The 16,849-nt window shown below is 58.9% G+C and carries 14 protein-coding genes; 7 read left to right on the forward strand and 7 right to left on the reverse strand.

Going from position 1 to position 16,849, the window contains the following annotated elements:
• Positions 1-87: 87 nt before the first annotated feature.
• Both HX613_RS16585 and HX613_RS16590 read right to left on the reverse strand, forming a co-directional pair.
• The gene (locus HX613_RS16585) at positions 88-957 is read right to left on the reverse strand and encodes an alpha/beta hydrolase (protein WP_235346333.1); all 870 of its coding nucleotides are present in this window, start codon (positions 955-957) and stop codon (positions 88-90) included.
• Positions 957-2,180, reverse strand: a complete 1,224-nt coding sequence (locus tag HX613_RS16590) for a metal-dependent hydrolase family protein (protein ID WP_235346334.1) — start codon at positions 2,178-2,180, stop codon at positions 957-959. The genes HX613_RS16585 and HX613_RS16590 overlap by 1 nt, the downstream gene beginning before the upstream one ends.
• A 127-nt stretch (positions 2,181-2,307) precedes the next feature.
• Here HX613_RS16590 and HX613_RS16595 point away from each other — a divergent pair, with 127 nt between their 5' ends.
• Positions 2,308-2,832, forward strand: a complete 525-nt coding sequence (locus HX613_RS16595) for a TetR/AcrR family transcriptional regulator (RefSeq protein ID WP_328284976.1) — start codon at positions 2,308-2,310, stop codon at positions 2,830-2,832.
• A 91-nt stretch (positions 2,833-2,923) separates the two neighbouring features.
• Here the strand turns inward: HX613_RS16595 and solA are convergent, their stop codons facing one another.
• Positions 2,924-4,108 (reverse strand): N-methyl-L-tryptophan oxidase, encoded by a 1,185-nt coding sequence (solA, locus tag HX613_RS16600; RefSeq protein ID WP_235346335.1) that lies wholly within the window; start codon positions 4,106-4,108, stop codon positions 2,924-2,926.
• Positions 4,109-4,241: 133 nt separating this feature from the next.
• Between solA and HX613_RS16605 the strand changes: the two genes are divergently transcribed.
• Complete coding sequence (locus HX613_RS16605; RefSeq protein ID WP_235346336.1) at positions 4,242-5,441, forward strand: PucR family transcriptional regulator; 1,200 nt, start codon at positions 4,242-4,244, stop codon at positions 5,439-5,441.
• Positions 5,442-5,496: 55 nt separating this feature from the next.
• Here HX613_RS16605 and HX613_RS16610 read toward each other — a convergent pair whose 3' ends face one another.
• Both HX613_RS16610 and HX613_RS16615 read right to left on the reverse strand, forming a co-directional pair.
• Positions 5,497-6,828, reverse strand: a complete 1,332-nt coding sequence (locus HX613_RS16610) for an MFS transporter (protein ID WP_235346337.1) — start codon at positions 6,826-6,828, stop codon at positions 5,497-5,499.
• A gap of 485 nt (positions 6,829-7,313) precedes the next feature.
• Positions 7,314-7,916 carry a TetR/AcrR family transcriptional regulator gene (locus HX613_RS16615; protein ID WP_235346338.1) on the reverse strand — a complete coding sequence of 201 codons (603 nt, stop codon included), beginning with the start codon at positions 7,914-7,916 and terminating at the stop codon, positions 7,314-7,316.
• Positions 7,917-8,062: 146 nt separating this feature from the next.
• On the opposite strand from HX613_RS16615, the gene HX613_RS16620 reads away from it, so the two are divergent.
• From HX613_RS16620 to HX613_RS16630, 3 genes are all read left to right on the forward strand, one after another.
• A complete protein-coding gene (locus HX613_RS16620) occupies positions 8,063-9,604 on the forward strand; it encodes an APC family permease (RefSeq protein ID WP_235346339.1) in 1,542 nt (513 codons plus the stop codon).
• Between the two features lie 5 nt (positions 9,605-9,609).
• Positions 9,610-11,574 carry a primary-amine oxidase gene (locus tag HX613_RS16625; RefSeq protein WP_235346340.1) on the forward strand — a complete coding sequence of 655 codons (1,965 nt, stop codon included), beginning with the start codon at positions 9,610-9,612 and terminating at the stop codon, positions 11,572-11,574.
• 126 nt (positions 11,575-11,700) lie between these two features.
• Positions 11,701-12,375: a hypothetical protein gene (locus HX613_RS16630; RefSeq protein WP_235346341.1), complete on the forward strand. Its 675-nt coding sequence runs from the start codon at positions 11,701-11,703 to the stop codon at positions 12,373-12,375.
• Positions 12,376-12,834: 459 nt separating this feature from the next.
• Here HX613_RS16630 and HX613_RS16635 read toward each other — a convergent pair whose 3' ends face one another.
• Positions 12,835-14,508 (reverse strand): amidohydrolase, encoded by a 1,674-nt coding sequence (locus HX613_RS16635; protein WP_235346342.1) that lies wholly within the window; start codon positions 14,506-14,508, stop codon positions 12,835-12,837.
• A gap of 42 nt (positions 14,509-14,550) precedes the next feature.
• On the reverse strand, positions 14,551-16,041 hold the full coding sequence (locus HX613_RS16640; protein ID WP_235346343.1) for a peptide MFS transporter: 1,491 nt from the start codon (positions 16,039-16,041) through the stop codon (positions 14,551-14,553).
• A gap of 195 nt (positions 16,042-16,236) precedes the next feature.
• Between HX613_RS16640 and HX613_RS16645 the strand changes: the two genes are divergently transcribed.
• On the forward strand, positions 16,237-16,674 hold the full coding sequence (locus HX613_RS16645) for a DUF2891 family protein (RefSeq protein WP_235346344.1): 438 nt from the start codon (positions 16,237-16,239) through the stop codon (positions 16,672-16,674).
• Positions 16,631-16,840 carry a DUF2891 family protein gene (locus HX613_RS22765; RefSeq protein ID WP_235346345.1) on the forward strand — a complete coding sequence of 70 codons (210 nt, stop codon included), beginning with the start codon at positions 16,631-16,633 and terminating at the stop codon, positions 16,838-16,840. Before HX613_RS16645 ends, HX613_RS22765 begins: the two co-directional genes overlap by 44 nt.
• Positions 16,841-16,849 lie beyond the last annotated feature (9 nt).

Here is a 16,849-nt window from a genome sequence, read left to right on the forward strand (position 1 = left end):
TCTCCGTCTGAGGGCCTGCTCGATCGAGAGCGTCATGGAGTACACAGATGACGCCAAGCCTGCATCTATCCATAACCTTCGGAATAGTCAGCGCGTATGACAAGATTTCAGATAGCTCAGGAAGGATGCTTGCAGACCGGTCACATGTGTTTCTCGCAGGATTGCCCGTGACACGTCCTGGGACCAACCCTTGCTATGCAACCGCTCCAAGAGGTCGAGTACGCTACGCGCCAGTCCTCGGTAGATCGCAATGTCACCTAGAATCTCGTCTTCGTTCAAGGTGATGTGCAGCTTCTTGCCTGATGAGTCCTTGGTCCGTTGCTGAAGGTCCGAAACGAGGTCGAACACCCGGCTCTCCGGCGATATCACGCCGGGGCTGCCCGCGCCGAAAGTCGCGAATGTGGTGGAACCGCGCAGCCATGCATAAAGGGCAAAGAGGCCTCCATATGAGGAACCGAAGAGTCCGTGCCCTGCCTGACTCACATTCAACCGCGACTGCAGTACAGGGTGAAGCTCATCAGTAATAAAGTCGAGGAAGACGTCCGCGTGTGTATCTGCGAGCAGTGAGAGATATGCGTCTACTTGTTCTTGTGTCATTGCGCCGGAGTCTCGGGCCGACGACAGGGTGGATACCATCTCGTCACTGACAGGCTCGCCCGGAGGCACCAGATCACGATTGCGCAGTGATGCCCAGTCTGCTGCCTCAACGCCGGCATAGCCGATGCTGACCTGTATGTACGGCGCGATCGATAGGTAAGGATCCGCCTGCGTGACGTTGAGTGGCGCGGTGAGGCCTACCGACCAGTTGCCATCGACCACATAGATCAGCGGCAAGCGTTCCGTGGAATCTCCGTAGTTCGGCGGGGTGGTCACCCAGATTCCGTAGCTGTTGCCAGTCTTTGACGTGATCTCAAAATACTCCGTGTCGGGCAAGCTGCCGTGCAGTACTCCGCTCATCAGTTCTCCTTCTTCACTATTCGACCGGCTTTGATGACAATTGCGGCCATATCTGGATCGGCGAAATTGTTCGCATTCTGCAACGGGTCTTGTTGCCACACGACCAAGTCGGCCAACATCCCTTCACCGATCATTCCCACAGTTTCCTTGAGACCAAGAATCTCAGCGTTGATACTTGTCGCAGACACGAGTGCTTGCATGGGCGTCTGCAATTCGGCGCGCAATCGCAGCTCCTCGCCTCGGCGCCCCTGATTGGGGCCGATAAGGTCTGAGCCCAAGCCAACGCGAAGGCCCGCCTCGGTAGCGAGGGTGAGCGCCGATGCCATTCGTTCACGAACCCCAGAGATGCGTTCGCGAGCATCAGCTTCGAGTCCCATACCTTCTGTATCAGCGAGTTGCTCGATGACTGCGAATGTAGGAACCAATGCCACATCATGTTCGCGCATGAGCTCGGCCGTCGGCGCGTCGATGTCAGTCCCGTGTTCGACACAGCGCACGCCGGCAAGCACGGCATTGCGAATGCCTGCGTTATTGTGAGCGTGCACTGTGACATAAGATCCTCGAGCTTGAGCTTCTTCCACCGCTACCGAGATCTCGTCAACAGAGAATTGAGTGTCATTGAGGTGATCGTTTCCGCCGACGACGCCTCCGGTGACACAGAGCTTGATAAACGTCGCACCACGCCGAAATGACTCTCGAACATTGCGACGCAGTTCACCGGCGTCACCCGACATCAACGACAGCGCGCACAGGCCGGGCACGTGGTGCGCCGTCCACAGCTCCGTCGGTTCCCATGCACTGCCGTAGTACCCGTGTCCGCCGGTCTGGCACTGGACCGGGCCACAACTTAGTACGCGTGGTCCTCTAACCTTGCCCTTCTCAATGACGTCGACTACTCCGCCATCGATACCGCCAGTGTCGCGTACCGTGGTGAAACCCGCATCGAGAGCGGCGCCGGCGGACGAGAATATGTCCGCCGCGATCTCCGCCGCCGACATCTGGAATCCAAACTGAGCCCTGATCGGACTCGAAAGACCGAGGTGGACGTGCGCGTCGATAAGGCCCGGAGTGAGGAGTCTCCCCTTCAGATCTAGAGTCTTCGCTCCTGAAGGAGCATGTCCCAGTTCGGAGATTTTTCCGTTTGTGACACGCACGTCGACCGCGGAGGGAACTGTTCCCACACCATCGGCAACAATGCCACCAATCAACCAGTAGTCGTTCATGATGTCCTCCTTGACTATCGAACGTAACTAAACAGTGGTGAATTCAATATGAGGTAACCTACTCAACAGTGGTGAGTCTATCAAGGGAGGCATTGTGCGATCACCAGTGGGGCAAGGGCGAGAGCGATTGATGCAGGCACTTTTCGATGAGTTCGGTGGCAATGGCCCTGCCTCGAATCTCTCCATGCGTCAGATAGCCGAGCGCATGGATGTGCATCACACTCTCCTGACCTATCACTTCGGATCACGGCCGGGCCTTTTGGCCGCGGTCTTGTCTGAGGCTCGCCGACGGGACAATCTCGTTTTCGCCACAACGAAGAATGACTTTGGCTTCACACGCTTATGTCGTAGTCTGTGGAGCTTCTACTCGAATGAGGCAGTGGAAGGGCGCAGCCGTGGCTTCTTTCACTTGGCTGGCCTAGCCGTATACGATCGCGAGGCATTTGACGAGTTCATCTCAGACATCGATGAATTGGCCAACCTACTGAACTCAGCAGCCCTTCGGGACGGCCACTCGAAGGAGGACGCTCAGCAGCAGAGCATCATCGCAATCGCCGGACTTCGAGGACTGCTTCTGCAAAAGCTGTTGACCCCGTCAGCTGACATCGACGCGGCAGCGGAACGCTTCATCAGCTCGCTGGATAGTCTCTGAGACGACGATCGGGACCAGCGGGCTAGCTACTCATTCTATCCACAGTGCAGGGGCGCCGCGCACTGCGACGAGGTTGCGGCGGGGCCTTCACCTAAGCTTCGGGAATGAGCCGGAACGTTGATGGGTAGTCCGGATCGACGATCGCAGGACGGGTCAGGCTGAACGCGTCTATGTCGTGTTCAATCTGCCGACCTGTCGTCAGGTCGGCCAGAATCTGGCCGACTAAACTGGCGAATTTGCCAGCATGTCCTGCGCCATTGAACACAGCGATATGCGGATGACCAGGAACTGTGTCGAGGACGAAGTCGCGATCAGGGGGCATGTCGTAGACACAGGTCTTCTTCATCAAGGGCGGTCCTGCTGCTTCAGGCAGATGTTCGCGTAAGAATGCGCTGAGAACTCGAGTTTCGTTCTTGCTGCCTTCGTATACCCGTTCCTCGGCGGTAATGAAGCTGCCTCGCATGTCTCGAGCGATTTTGATTGCAGCTTCCCCATAAACCGGGAAGCCGTAGTGGACCTCGTCGCCGTGGTAGATCCACACTGGGAACTTATCGGGGGTGTAGTCACTCAGATTCCGGGCAGTGAAATAGCCGACCTCCTCTTGGGAGAGGGCCAAGTGGAAGTTGAGCCCGAGATCGGGCATGAGTTCACCTAGCCACGAGGCAGCCGCCACGACTAGATGGTCAGCATCGAATGCGCCGCGGTCAGTTCTCACAGTGACTCCACGGTCACGAATGTCTATCTGCGTTGCTTTAGTGCGAGCGAGGAAATCAACTCCGTTGCTCATCGCCAACGAGGTATGGGCGGATACTGATTTGCGGATATCGAGTATTCCCCCGGCCTCTTGGTACAAGCCGATTGTGTCCTCGGATAAATTCCACTGCGGGTAGCGTCCTCTGATCTGATCAATGTCGAGTTCCTCATAGCTGATTCCCGCGGAATCCATTGCACGCTTGTAACCGTTGATCTCGGTGAAGCCTGGGCCGCTGCTGGCAGATAGATCGAGTCCACCTGTCTTCGTGTACAGGGTCAGTCCCGACCTCTTCTCTACCTGCTTCCACGCTTTGAACATTGCGGGAGTCAGTTTTGTGTAGTTCTCATGATGATATGCATGGCGGATAATCCGGGAGTGGTCCCCAGACGAGCCGAAGGTATTGACCAGGTTGAACTGTTCGATGACGAGGATGCGTTCAGCTCCCTGTCCTGAGAGCCAATAGGCGGCAGCAGAGCCGATCGCTCCGGCCCCGATGACGATATGTGAGTACCCCTTGTGCACCTTTGCCTCCTTGTATGAGTTCTAGTTCTGACATGCTTTCAGCCCTTCACTGAGCAGCCGATAGTATGATGTCGAAGTTTGAAGAGCTTCTTCCTACAGATGTTGCAGCCATGATGAGGTGGGGGCGTTGTTGATGTTCGAACCGATCCAGGAACTGATTGAGCAGACTGCGGCGAAGCTCCATAGGTCCATTGCTGTCGACGATTCGGAATTGGCGCTTCTTGGTTCGAGTACGCATTTTGAGGAAGTCGACGAGGCGAGGCTATCGTCCTTAGTCGGGCGGAAGATCACCGGGCCGCTGCGGGACTACATCATGGACCAAGGCGCAAAGAACTGGCGCCAGGTCACTTTCGTTTCGGCTCGCCCAGACATCGGAATTGAGCGGGATCGGCTCTGCTTTCCGCTTCGTTCACGTTATGAGCTCCTCGGATTCATGTGGATCATCGGCAAGGATCTTGACGAGGAATCACTTGCGATTGCCGCTGAGGCAGCCGAACGTATCGGCCAAGCGCTTGCCCGGCGGGCGCAGTCTCAAGTGGACTCCGAACGGGAGTCCGAATCGTTGATCTCCGACCTGCTCTCTGCGCACGCACTCGAACGATTGCAAGCCGCACGGTTCATGCGAGAGCGCAAGATCTTGGTCGGCTTCGAAGAATATGTCGTTCTTGTGGTCGCCATGAAGGCAGACCTGAGGTCCTCTCTAGGAGAACCGCCCGAGGACATCGTGCGCAGAGCAGTGGCCGCTGCGAAGACAGGACGGTGGCAAGACGCATGTGCTTTCACCCCTGGCGCATCGCAGTCGACGATTGTCCTGGGCTCACGTACCTCGACGAGTTATGAAGCTGTTCAATCGTTCGCACACAGAATCCACGAAGAAGTTCGGCTGCTCGACAAGAAGCTTGCAGCAGAGACCACCATCGGGATCGGCTCGGACCAGCCTGATTTGGAGACGATTGCTGAGTCTCACGCTCAAGCGCTAGTCGCCGTGAAAGTTGGGAGGGCGTACCATCGGAAGATCACCTCGTGGTCCGACAACCCAACTGACGTAATGATCGGTGCCATGGTGGGGCCCAGTTATGACGACTGGCTCATCCCTCCAGCGCTCCGCCGACTGCAGGTCTCTCAGCCGGAATCAACGTTGCAGTTGATTGAGACGTTCCTCGACCAGGCAGGCAATGCTATCCGCACCGCAGAGGAACTCAACATTCACCGCACCACCGTGTATTACCGGATCAACAGATTCCAAGAGTCCACCGGACTCGATCTCGAGAATGGTTCAACGCGGCTTGTCCTTCATCTTTGGTTGCGCAGCCGCCGGTTCATCAATTCTTGATCACATGAACCTCGAATCATCATTTGTGGTGATCACCGTAGCGTTCAGCAGCCGACTAGACGGAGGTGCTGGTCGTTTGGCCAAACTTCGGCTCTCGATACCAGAACACCACAACGGCCAGTGCGATGACAGCGGTCACCGCGACGCATATAGGAAACGCGAGATGAGAGTTGGCAGATTGAGTCAGCCACGCCGCCATGTAGGGGGTGAACCCGCCCACGATTACAGTGAGATTGTAGGCCGCAGCACCAGCGGTGACGCGCACCTCAGTCGGAAAGAGTTCTGCCACGTTAATGATTGCCGGTGTGATGAAAACCGACAAGGGCACAACGAAGATCAGTGCGCCAAGCAAACCTAGTCCGAAAGCTCCGGTTGCGCCCAGAAGGAAAGCTGGGATAACGACCACAGCCATGGTGGCGGAGCAGACGATCAGGATTTGTCTTCTGCCGAAATGGTCCGCCAATCCGCCAGTGATCAGAATCCCCGCAATGATGACTAAGCCAGCGATCGTGTTGATGGCCAAGGCTGTGCCTGTGGCCATGCCATTGATCAGTAGGAAAGCGAAGTACGCTGAGAAGCTTACATATACAGCGATTGAGTAGAAACCACCGAACCCCAGGTAGAGCAGGATCGATTTGCGATTGTCTCGAAACACGCGCCATAGGCTCTCCGTTTGCGGCACATGTGTGTTTGTCGCCTTCTGGTCTTGGAGCTTCTGAAAGTCTGGGGTCTCCGCCAGGTGTCGGCGAATGTAGATCCCGATGAATCCAAGTGGAAGTGCCGTTGCGAAGACTATCCGCCACCCCCATGTCTGCATTGCACCATCGGATAAAGTGAAGGTCAAAAGCGTCGCCAAAGCTGATCCGGAAACAGTCGCACAGAAAGAACTCACCCCAAGGTAGCTGATCGTTCTTGCACGGCGGTTGACTGGCGCATGCTCATAGAGAAACGCAGCGGCTCCAGAGAACTCCCCTCCCGCAGCGATCCCTTGGGCAACGCGGACACAGATGAGAATAACTGGTGCCGCGAGTCCGATTGTCGAATACGAAGGTATCAAGGCCATGGAGAAGGTCGCGACGGACATCATCGTAATCGTCACGAACAGAATTTGACGTCGTCCAAGGCGGTCACCTAAACGTGCAAGAAGCACTCCACCGATCGGTCGGACGAGGAAGGCCACACCGAATGCCGCCCAAGTGTTCAGCATGGCTGCCGAAGGGTCGTCTGTAGGAAACATTGCCTGCGAGATGTATGCGGCTAGCACTCCATAGACGGCGAATTCGTACCATTCCACAAAGTTTCCGACCGACGCACCGAGAATGGTACGTCGGAGGCTGGGTTGAGGCTGACGGACAGTTTCGGCGGTTCCGTTGTTAGGCAGGGTCATCGCTGGTCTCCTTTGACAGATCGAGTGATGCCATCATTCCGGTTAACGATCGAGGAGCCAATAACGTTAAGTCGAAGAAGACCACAACTATTCTCAACATATGTCGGATGAGAAGCCTCGGCGACCTGAAAACCCTCCATTTTTGTCAAACGGATTTCATGGGCGCCTCAAAGACACTGAATATCCGATAGATCTGTCGTGCAGGGCAGCGCCTAAAACTGCAGCGAATCTCCTGAGCGGATCCACCAGTTCTCCATCGCCCGAAATGTTTGTTGGAGATCGCTCATAACTTCCCCACGGTCTTGCCTATATATACGTGGGAGGCTCGCGTCCGGCGTTGAACGCAAGAGATTTTGGACGCAATTCCAACCCGCAATGCGCGAGAGATGAGGCTTCCAGCCGATTGGAGTCGACACAGTATTTCCAATCACACTCAGATGCATAGATCGCACGTCAACGCACCAGGTCCATTCGCAGCCTGGCCGCTATTCCCCCAGCCGGCACCCCGCCATGACTTCGGCATTGGCGGCGATCATCCGATAGATATCGTCGGCGTCGAGCGGTGTTCCGCCCATGAAGTGCAGGCCATAGGCGTCTTCCATCGCCACCAGATTGCTCGCCGCTGTCTCGACCGGCAATGCCATCGTGAACTCACCCGCAACAACGCCTTCGCTCAGCACATCGATGTACAGCGAGACCTCGAGGCGGTAGAGCTCTGCCATGAGTTCGGCGTGGAAGGCGTCCCGATGAGCGTGAGTGTGCAGCTCATTGAGCACCTGAAAGTCAATGTCATCAAGCGACGTCGGAATTCCGCTGCGGATCGTACGCCGCAGCCTGACCGCTGGGTCCTCTCCCTCGGCCCTCTGCTGCCTCCGGTTCCAGTAGAACCGTGAAACAGCGTCCTCGTGGACATCGCGCACCAGATCGCCGAGGTCCGGGTAGTAGTACGCAACCGACCCGGCACCTAGCTCCGAATAGGCGGCAACATCGATCGCGCGCAGGCCGTTGAGGCCCCGTGCAACGATGGCCTGCTTGGCCGAGTGGACCAGCTGTTCACGACGCGCCTTCTGATTCTTCGGTCTCGCCATACCCTCATTATCTCCTGAAGTGATCTAGATCAACACTGATCGCTATGGCGATAGCGCCACTTTCCTCTGTTCATCGCTGGCCGTCCATGCCATTCTTTTGGGTGTAACCCAAAGAATCAAATGGACGCCCACTCACAAGGAGGTGGATGGTGTCTTCACACGAACAGACCACCGCATACGCGGACGAACAGAAGCAGCATCTGAAGAAGACTCTCGGTCGCTTCGACATCGTGCTCATTGTCATGTCGGCTGTGCTCAGCATCGAAGTCCTCGCTGAGACAGCAGGCTTCGGCGCAGAAACCTTCACCTGGACACTCGTTCTCGCTGTCTTCTTCCTCGTGCCCTATGCCCTCGTCTTCGCCGAGACCGGCAGCTCGTTCGTCGGCGAGGGCGGTGCCTATCTGTGGGTCCGCCAAGCCTTCGGCCGGCCCGCCGGCGCAATCGCGTCCATCCTCAGCTGGGTCACTCAGCCGGTGTGGGTCGGCGGCTCCATGGCGTTCTTGGCCACCGGAACATGGAACCAGTTCATCAGCCCGCTTGAGGCAGGATCGGTCGGCGATTGGGTCTTCAAGATCGTCTTCATCTGGATCACTGTGCTCGCCGCGATCGTGTCACTGTCGAAAGCCAAGTGGCTGCCCACTCTCGGCGGTGCCCTCAAAGTCATCTTCATCGCGTTCTTCCTCTTCACCACGATCATCTACGCAGCACAGCACGGTGTGCAGCCACTGCACCTCTCCGACTTCAGCCCCAGCCTCGGCGGATTCCTCGGCCTCGTTCCGCTGCTGCTCTTCTCTTACCTCGGCTTCGAGGCATCAAACAGCGCATCGGATGAGATGAAGGACCCAAAAAAGGACATCCCGGCCGCAATCGCACGCTCGGGCTTCATCTCGGCTCTCTGCTACCTCCTGCCCGTCCTGGCCATGCTGCTCGTACTTCCCACCGAGACCATCACGGGAATCGGCGGCATGCTCGATGCAGTCAAGACCGTCTTTACGATCTACGGTCCCGCCGCCGATGTCATGGTCGTCGTCGCAGCTCTGCTGTTCGTCATCATCCTCGCTTCACAGGGCGCTGCCTGGATGATCATGAGTGACCGCATGCAGGCGCTCACCGCCGCAGACGGCGCCTTCTTCGGCGGGTTCTTCGGCAAGATCTCCCGAGGACTGGGCACTCCTGTCAACGTCAATCTGCTTTCGGGGGTCGTTGCCACCGTCTTCCTCATCGCCGCCATGCAACTCAGTGGTGACGCAGGAGCGCTGTTCGGCGTCGTGCTCTCGATTTCCATCTCGACCTTCCTGCTCAGTTACCTCCTCATCATCCCGGCAGCCATCAGACTGCGGTGGAAGCACCCGGACATCGAGCGCCCGTTCCGCGTGCCCGTGAGCAACATCGGCTTCACCATCCTCGGCGGCATCGCCTTCCTCTGGATCCTGCTCGGCTCGTGGGTCGCCATCTTCCCTGGCACTCTCGATCGGCTCTTCGGCCTCGACTACAACTTCCTCGACGAATGGGGTGTCGACCAGGGACCGTTCACCGCGCTCACCCTCGGCACTCTCATCGTTCTTGCCGCTCTCGCGATCGTCGGCTATATCCGCGGTGCCAAGATCCGCGAATACCGGCCCGCTCTTGACCCCGAGACGCTGCAAGCCAGCCTCGACAAGCCACTCACTACCCCGGAAGGTGTCTGAACGAAATGACCACGACCACCTCAACGACGTCTCCCACGTCGACCGCTTCACACCCCCTCGACCGCCTGACCGGCGAGGAGATTGAACTCAGCCGAGCCATCATCGTCGACGCTGGCCACGTCAGCGAGCAGACGCTGTTCGCTCTGGTCAGCCTCGTCGAACCTGAAAAGCGTGATGTGATCGCCGGCGCAACCCATCTTGATCGGCGAGTTCGATCACTCCTAGTCGAACGCGGCAGTGGAGAACAGACTGAGGTTCTCGTGTCTCTGACCGATCGCAAGGTTCTGCTCGCTCGCGTACTCGACGTCGCGACCGAAGGTCAGGCCCCGATCACGATGACCGAGTACGAATCGGCCGAACAGATGATCCGCAACGACACCACGTTCCGTGCTGCCGTCGAAGCGCGCGGCATCACCGACATGGAGACAGTGCGCATCTGTGCACTCTCGGCCGGCCGCTTCGACATTCCCGGCGAGAAGGGCCGTCGCCTCGTCCGCGGTTCCTCCTTCATCCAGTCCGACCCACAGGACAACGCCTGGGCGCACCCGCTCGAGGGACTCGTCGCCTACCTCGACCTCAACACCGGCGAGGTCATCGACGTCATCGACACCGACATTGTCCCGGTGCCCAAGGAACGCTTCGACTACCATCTCGACTCGTGGCTGCCCGAACCACGCACGACGCAGAAACCGATCGAGATCTCTCAGCCCGAAGGCGTCAGCTTCTCTCTCGACGGTGACGTGCTGACGTGGGAGAAGTGGCAGGTTCGCCTCGGCTTCGATCCGGTCGAGGGACTCGTCCTCCACCAGATCGGCTTCGACGACAACGGCGAGCATCGCCCCATCGTCTACCGCGCATCTGTCGCCGAGATGGTCGTCCCCTACGGCGACCCCAGCCCAGTGCGCTTCTGGCAGAACTACTTTGACGCCGGTGAGTACTCGATGGGCAAGAGCGCGAACTCGCTCGAACTCGGCTGCGACTGCCTCGGCGAGATCCAGTACTCCGACGCTGTGCTCGCCGACGAACAGGGTCACGCACACACGATCAAGAACGCGATCTGCATCCATGAAGAGGACGCCGGTATTCTCTTCAAGCACACCGATGAGTTCACCGGAGCCGCCGATGTGCGCCGCAACCGGCGCATCGTCATCTCCTTCTTCATCACCGTCGGCAACTACGACTACGGCTTCTACTGGTACCTCTATCTTGACGGCACAATCGAACTCGAGTGCAAGGCCACAGGTATCGTCTACACCGCCGCCTACGGCGATGAGCCCCAGCGTCAGCGCTGGTCATCACCGCTCGGCGACGAAGGCCTCGGCATGCCCTTCCACCAGCACATGTTCTGTGCCCGCCTGGACATGCAGGTCGACGGCATCGAGAATGCGGTCGACGAACAGGAAGTCGTGCGCGTTCCCTTCGGTGACGACAACCCTTACGGCAATGCGTTCACCCGCAAGCAGACCCGCCTGACCGAGGAGGGCGGCAGGCTCGCCAATGGAGAAGTCGGTCGAGTCTGGCACGTCATCAACCCGGAGAAGCAGAACCGTCATGGGTTCCCCGTCGGTTACCAGCTGCACATGCCCGACGAGCCGACGATGATGGCCGCCGAGGGATCGTCGATCTCGAAGCGCGCCGGATTCGGGTCGAGGCACGTGTGGCTGACTCAGTTCGACGAGAACGAGCGTTTCCCATCCGGGACCTATCCGAACCAGAACCCGGGACAGGGCACCATCACCCAGTGGGTCGAGCAGCAGCGTCCGGTCGACGGTGATGACATCGTCCTCTGGCCCTCGTTTGCGATGACCCACTTCCCGCGGCCCGAAGACTGGCCGATCATGCCTGTCGACCGCCTCGGCTTCTCGATGAAGCCCTACGGCTTCTTCGATCAGAACCCCGCACTCGATGTGCCACGACCCAAGTCGGGCCACTGCACCTCGGAAGGCGGCAGTTCCTGCGAGTGCGGCTGACATTCGCGTACAGGGCGGTGTTCGAGACCGAGTGCTCGAACACCGCCCTTTCCGGTACTCTCACAAAGACCTGGTCGTCTGTAGGCAAACAAGAACGACCGATGCCCAAAGGAGGGCGAACATCACATGGGCCCCATCGCATCCATTCTCATGGTCGCCGCGGCAGTTCCCTGTGTCATCGGGGCCATCAATTCACGGAGTCGCATGGCGATCACCGCATCATCGGTGATGTTGCTGGCCATGGTGGACCTGGCGTTCGTCAGTGCTCTGCCACCCGTCCTTTGGTCGGGGCTGCTGCTCCTCGTCGGATTGTGTGTTGCGGTGAGGCTCGGGTCGAGGCTGAAGGAGAAGCCGACAGCGAAAGCAATGAGTTCCTTGCCCGAAAAAGTTCTTGTCAGAGCCAATGTCGCCCACTCCCCCGCTCACATTTCCATGGACAGTACGGCCGAGTCATCGTCGCTGGAGCACCCGACCGACTGGCACAAAGCCCGCCCGGTCCCTCACTTGGGAAGATCGTCCGCGATCCTCTCCGCGGCCGCTTATCCGATCATGGCCTGGCAGGCCCTCAACCATGGCGCCCATCATGCTGCTGCGGGTGCCGATGCACACGCCGTTCATCAGCACCACGGGCAGTCCTTCGACGGCTCTCTCGCCACCGGTGTCATCACGTTGAGCGTCATCGTCGTATCGCTGCTGCTTGCGCTCTGCGCGGTACAGGCTCTGACCCGCAAACGGCCCACGCTGATGTTCGAAAGCCTTGGCATGGCCACGATGCTGACAGTCATGCAGTTCATGCACTGAACCTGTCCGTTGTTGGCACTATGAGTCAGATGTTCGAAAAACTCGTGCCGAAAAGACGACGAATGCGCCTTAGAGCCCGGTGGTGAATTGCGCAGTGCACCTCGGCCACGCGCCCACCCCATATAAGCCTCGAACGTCAGCTGCGTCCAGCACACACCACAGAGAATGGCACACCGGTTCCACTCTTCGCGGGGCCATTGCTTCGCGAGGTGCCCGGCGCATTCGGTATGGCAGAGATGGCACGGATAGTACAGCCCACAGCAAGCGAAACAAATGGCAACGATGTCGAGCTCGGTCGAGTCATGCGCGCAAGATGCCTGGCCCGCCCGTTTTACCCAGTACTTGCGGCGACATCGCCATTGTCTCTGTCGTCCGTCAGGGAAACACTCGGTCCACAACCTACTCTGCGGCGAATATCCCGACCACAGTCGTCAACGGCTCATCCTTCAGGAAAAGGAATCAACTCCGCTGATAGACAACCTCTCCCGCAGACACTGTAGTCTCCACCAGAATGTCACCAAGATCCCCCGGCACCACCTCGAACGGGTCCCGGTCAAGGATCGCGAAGTCCGCTGACTTGCCCACCGTGATGCTTCCCGAAACATCGTCGAACCCATTCGCATAGGCAGAGTCGAGTGTGTAGGCCCGCAGTGCCTGCTGCACAGTGATTCTCTCGTCGCCGAGCAGCGGTTCATTCTGCGCGACATCGTCCTGACCATGGGGATCATTGTGTGGGGCCGTCCGGTTGACTGCAACATGCATGCCCCAGATCGGATCGGGGCTCGAGACCGGCCAGTCGCTGCCGAAAGACAGCCGGACTCCGGCGTCCCTCATCGAGGCGAAGATGAAGTGATGGGACTGCTGATCCTCGTGGAGCAGCGGCAACTTAGTGTCGACGAGAACCGAGTCACGCCTGGCCCACAAGGGCTGCACATTGGCGATGATCCCGGCCTTCGCCATCCTGGCGAGTTCGGCGGGGTCGGCGATGTCGAGATGGGCGACCTGATGGCGACGCGCCGGCGACGGTCCACCGTTCTGGGTCAGTGCGTCAACAGCCAGTTTGAGCGCGTTGTCGCCCACGGCATGGATGTGGACGTCGAAGTCGTTAGCTTCGAGGCCGCTGACGATCTCGTTGAGTTCATCGGCCTCGAACATGAGCAGACCATGTTCGTGATCGTGACCGCGGTAGGAGCGTTTGAGAGCGCCGGTGAGGTTCTCACAGACACCGTCGAGCATGATCTTGACGACCGTGGCCTGCAGACCACCTCGGCGCCGGTTGCCGTCGATGCCTTGGAACGTGGCTCGCCGTTCCTTGACGGTCTCGATCTGCTGGGCATAGGGGACGGCACGGTCCCACCACAGCGCGGCGGTGACCTTACTGGCAAATCCGCCGTCTTCGGCAGTCGAGATGTATGGGTGAAAGGTATCGATCGGTGAGCCCGTGAGGACCCCGACGCCGGCATCTTGCCAGCCGACAATGCCCAGCGAATGGAAGTAGTCCTGCGAGTTCCTCAGTGCCAGTTCCACATCCGCCGGGGTGTTCGGAGGGAACAGGCCTGTGACGAGTTCCGCTGCGCTTTCGAAGAGCAGCCCCGTGGGATTGCCCTCGGCGTCCTTGACGATACGTCCGCCATCAGGGTCAGGAGTATCGCGAGTGATCCCCGCGACCTCGAGGGCACGGGTGTTGACCCAAGTGCCGTGAGCATCGTGGCTGGTGATCGAGGCAGGGCGATCGCTGACAACGGAGTCCAGATCGCGGCGGTGAGGGAATCCATCGGTGAAAACGTCCCCGTACCACCCGGACCCGAGCACCCATTCGTCGTCTGGATGTTCATCAGCGTACTCGGCGATTCGATCGAGATAAGGCTGGTAGCCGTGGATGTCGTCGAGGTTGCATTCCACCATCCCCAACCCGCCGAGGACGGGGTGGGCGTGAGCGTCATGGAACCCGGGGATCAGTGTCCGACCGTTCAAATCGATCACTTCGGTGTCGGGACCGGTCGCTGTCGTGCAGTTGGCATCGCCGATGGCGATGATTGTTCCCGCGTCGATGGCGACGGCGTCTGTTGTTGGTGTCATCGGATCCATCGTATGAATGGTTCCGCCGCGGTAGATACGGTCAGCGACAGGCATGAGGAACTCCTTGGTCGTGGGAAGGTGCAGAGCTGTGGAAGGTCAGGCGACGCCAAGCTTCCGCAGTGGGCCGCGGATTGCGTAGAGGAAGATTGCCGTGAGCAGACTGATCACGGTCATGAGGGCAAAGAATCCGACTTCGCTGGTCTCGGAGTACAGCTGTCCCATGAAGCCGGAGAGACTGGCACCGGCGGCTGTGGTCAAACCCCATAGGGCCATCATCTGGGAGTTGAAGGCAACGGGAGACAGCTGGGAGGCCACTGACATGCCGATCGGTGCGTAGGTCACCTCGGTGATGCCCATGACGATCATGCCGGCGATGACAGCGACGAGAGGAATCAGGCCGGAGAAGATCAATGGGAAGATCGCGAAGAGCCCGAACGTCAGAGTCATCAACACGAAACCGAATGCGAGCTTCGACGTCGTGCTCGGAATGCGACGGTTGGGTCGGTTCGCCAGCTTCTGCCCATACGCGGCGATGATCGGCCCCGCGATGATGCCGGCGATGACTTCGAATGTGCTGATATAAGCGGCGGGCATCGAGTAGCTGCCGATGTTCAGTTCCACCCGTGAATCAGCGTAGACGGCGAATGTGGTGAAGAGTTGGAGGATCATAGTCCAGAAAATCGCGCCGGTGATGAAGAGCGGGATGAACGCCTTGACCTTCAGGCGCTCGTCCACGGTCACGTTCTTCGATCGCAGCATGGCCACGAAGTACACGACGGCGACGATGAGGATCGTCCCGAGCACGTAGTTGTTGAGATTGCCGGTGGACATGAGTCCCGTGCTCACGAGCATGGCGATGACGGCAACCACAACGATGCCGAACCCTGCAGCTTTCCACTTGCCCTGCGAACTCACCGGGTTCGGGACGATCCGAGATTCTTCGGGCACTGTGTTGCGACCGAGGAAATATGTGATGAGACCGATTGCCATGCCGACTGCCGCGGCACCGAACCCATAGTGGAACCCTAGTTCGACCTGGAGGTACCCGGTAGCAAGTGGGCCAAACAGGGCACCGATGAGGATACCTGTGTAGAAGATCGCATAACCGGAATCCCGCCGAGGTGATGGTTGAGCGTACAGCCGACCCACCATGGCATGAGTGTTGGGCGCGAGCGCACCCGTGCCGATCGTGATGAGCGCCAGGCCCGTGAGAAGCCCCGCCATTCCCGGTAGGGCCGCGAGGCTGATGTGCCCCGCCATGATGATAGCGCCGCCGGCCATCACCATCGTTCGAGCCGCGACCAGTCGATCGGCGAACCAGGCTCCCACGGGCTGACCGAGGTAGACGGCACCACCGTAGGCGCCGGCAATGGCCAGGGCTTCGGTTTCGGTCAGTCCCAATCCACCGTCGCCGGCCGAGTAGTATATGTAATAGGCGAGGATGACTTGGAGTCCGTAGAAGCTGAAGCGCTCCCACATCTCGATGGACGAGAGGGTGAAGAGTCCGATCGGCTGTTTTTGCTGAGTAGGACTCGCATCCGACGAGCTGGCCGGTCCCGCAGGGTCGGCAATCTGAGAATTGAACATGACTTCCTCGGCATGTTGAGTGCCCTGTCGAGCACAAGATTGTGTGTGGATGGGTGAAGTGAAAGGGCCACCGCTCTCCGGCTGAGGTGGTGCTTCGAGCCTAATGACGTCGCTTGATCGATTCCAATAGTCGTTCTGTATGTCCACTGTCTGATTTTCAGATGGGCGACGACCCAGGGTGGCAGAATCGTTCTCATGACATCGGCTGCTGACTTCGTCCACCCCTTCGCCGAGGCGGCCCTGGCCAACATCACCCGCGAGTATCCGTTCGCCGCCCACCATGTCGCACGCGGATTGATCGACATCGTGCCGGCAAGCGAGAAGAACCCGGCCTTCGCGAACTCATTCGACTGGCACTCCAGCGTGCACATGCACTATCTGTTGGCGTCACTTCTGGGCACCGAGTCTGCCCATAGCGCGAATTGGCGAGACGAAGCCATCGAGACAGTCTCCACCCACCTCAGCGAGGATAATATGCGCGCCGAGGCGGATTTCCTCCGAGACAACCCGAGCTGGGAACGACCATACGGTTGGGCATGGACCATCGACCTCCGAAGCCATCGCCGAGGCGGCCCGTCGCTTCTATGCCGTGGACCAGGCGTGGGACTTCCGTCAGGAGCGCAGCGGCCATGACTTCCTCTCCCCCAGACTCTGCGAGGCCGACCTCATGGCCGAAGTCCTGCACGAGGATGAACTCGCTGTCTGGTTGCCGGACGTCTTGTCGGAACTGACACCTGAAATACCGGCACTGACGCCGGTTGAAGTCATCGACCCCACCAACACTGTGTCGTCTACATGATGCCCGCCG

The organism is Brevibacterium sp. UCMA 11754 (assembly GCF_021532275.1).
GTDB lineage: Bacteria > Actinomycetota > Actinomycetes > Actinomycetales > Brevibacteriaceae > Brevibacterium.

Excerpts from the sequence above, each read along its gene's own strand:
- HX613_RS16585 (WP_235346333.1), bottom strand. The coding sequence starts at position 957 with ATGAGCGGAGTACTGCACGGCAGCTTGCCCGACACGGAGTATTTTGAG.
- HX613_RS16590 (WP_235346334.1), bottom strand. The coding sequence starts at position 2,180 with ATGAACGACTACTGGTTGATTGGTGGCATTGTTGCCGATGGTGTGGGA.
- HX613_RS16605 (WP_235346336.1), top strand. The coding sequence starts at position 4,242 with ATGTTCGAACCGATCCAGGAACTGATTGAGCAGACTGCGGCGAAGCTC.
- HX613_RS16610 (WP_235346337.1), bottom strand. The coding sequence starts at position 6,828 with ATGACCCTGCCTAACAACGGAACCGCCGAAACTGTCCGTCAGCCTCAA.
- HX613_RS16615 (WP_235346338.1), bottom strand. The coding sequence starts at position 7,916 with ATGGCGAGACCGAAGAATCAGAAGGCGCGTCGTGAACAGCTGGTCCAC.
- HX613_RS16620 (WP_235346339.1), top strand. The coding sequence starts at position 8,063 with ATGGTGTCTTCACACGAACAGACCACCGCATACGCGGACGAACAGAAG.
- HX613_RS16625 (WP_235346340.1), top strand. The coding sequence starts at position 9,610 with ATGACCACGACCACCTCAACGACGTCTCCCACGTCGACCGCTTCACAC.
- HX613_RS16630 (WP_235346341.1), top strand. The coding sequence starts at position 11,701 with ATGGGCCCCATCGCATCCATTCTCATGGTCGCCGCGGCAGTTCCCTGT.
- HX613_RS16635 (WP_235346342.1), bottom strand. The coding sequence starts at position 14,508 with ATGCCTGTCGCTGACCGTATCTACCGCGGCGGAACCATTCATACGATG.
- HX613_RS16640 (WP_235346343.1), bottom strand. The coding sequence starts at position 16,041 with ATGTTCAATTCTCAGATTGCCGACCCTGCGGGACCGGCCAGCTCGTCG.
- HX613_RS16645 (WP_235346344.1), top strand. The coding sequence starts at position 16,237 with ATGACATCGGCTGCTGACTTCGTCCACCCCTTCGCCGAGGCGGCCCTG.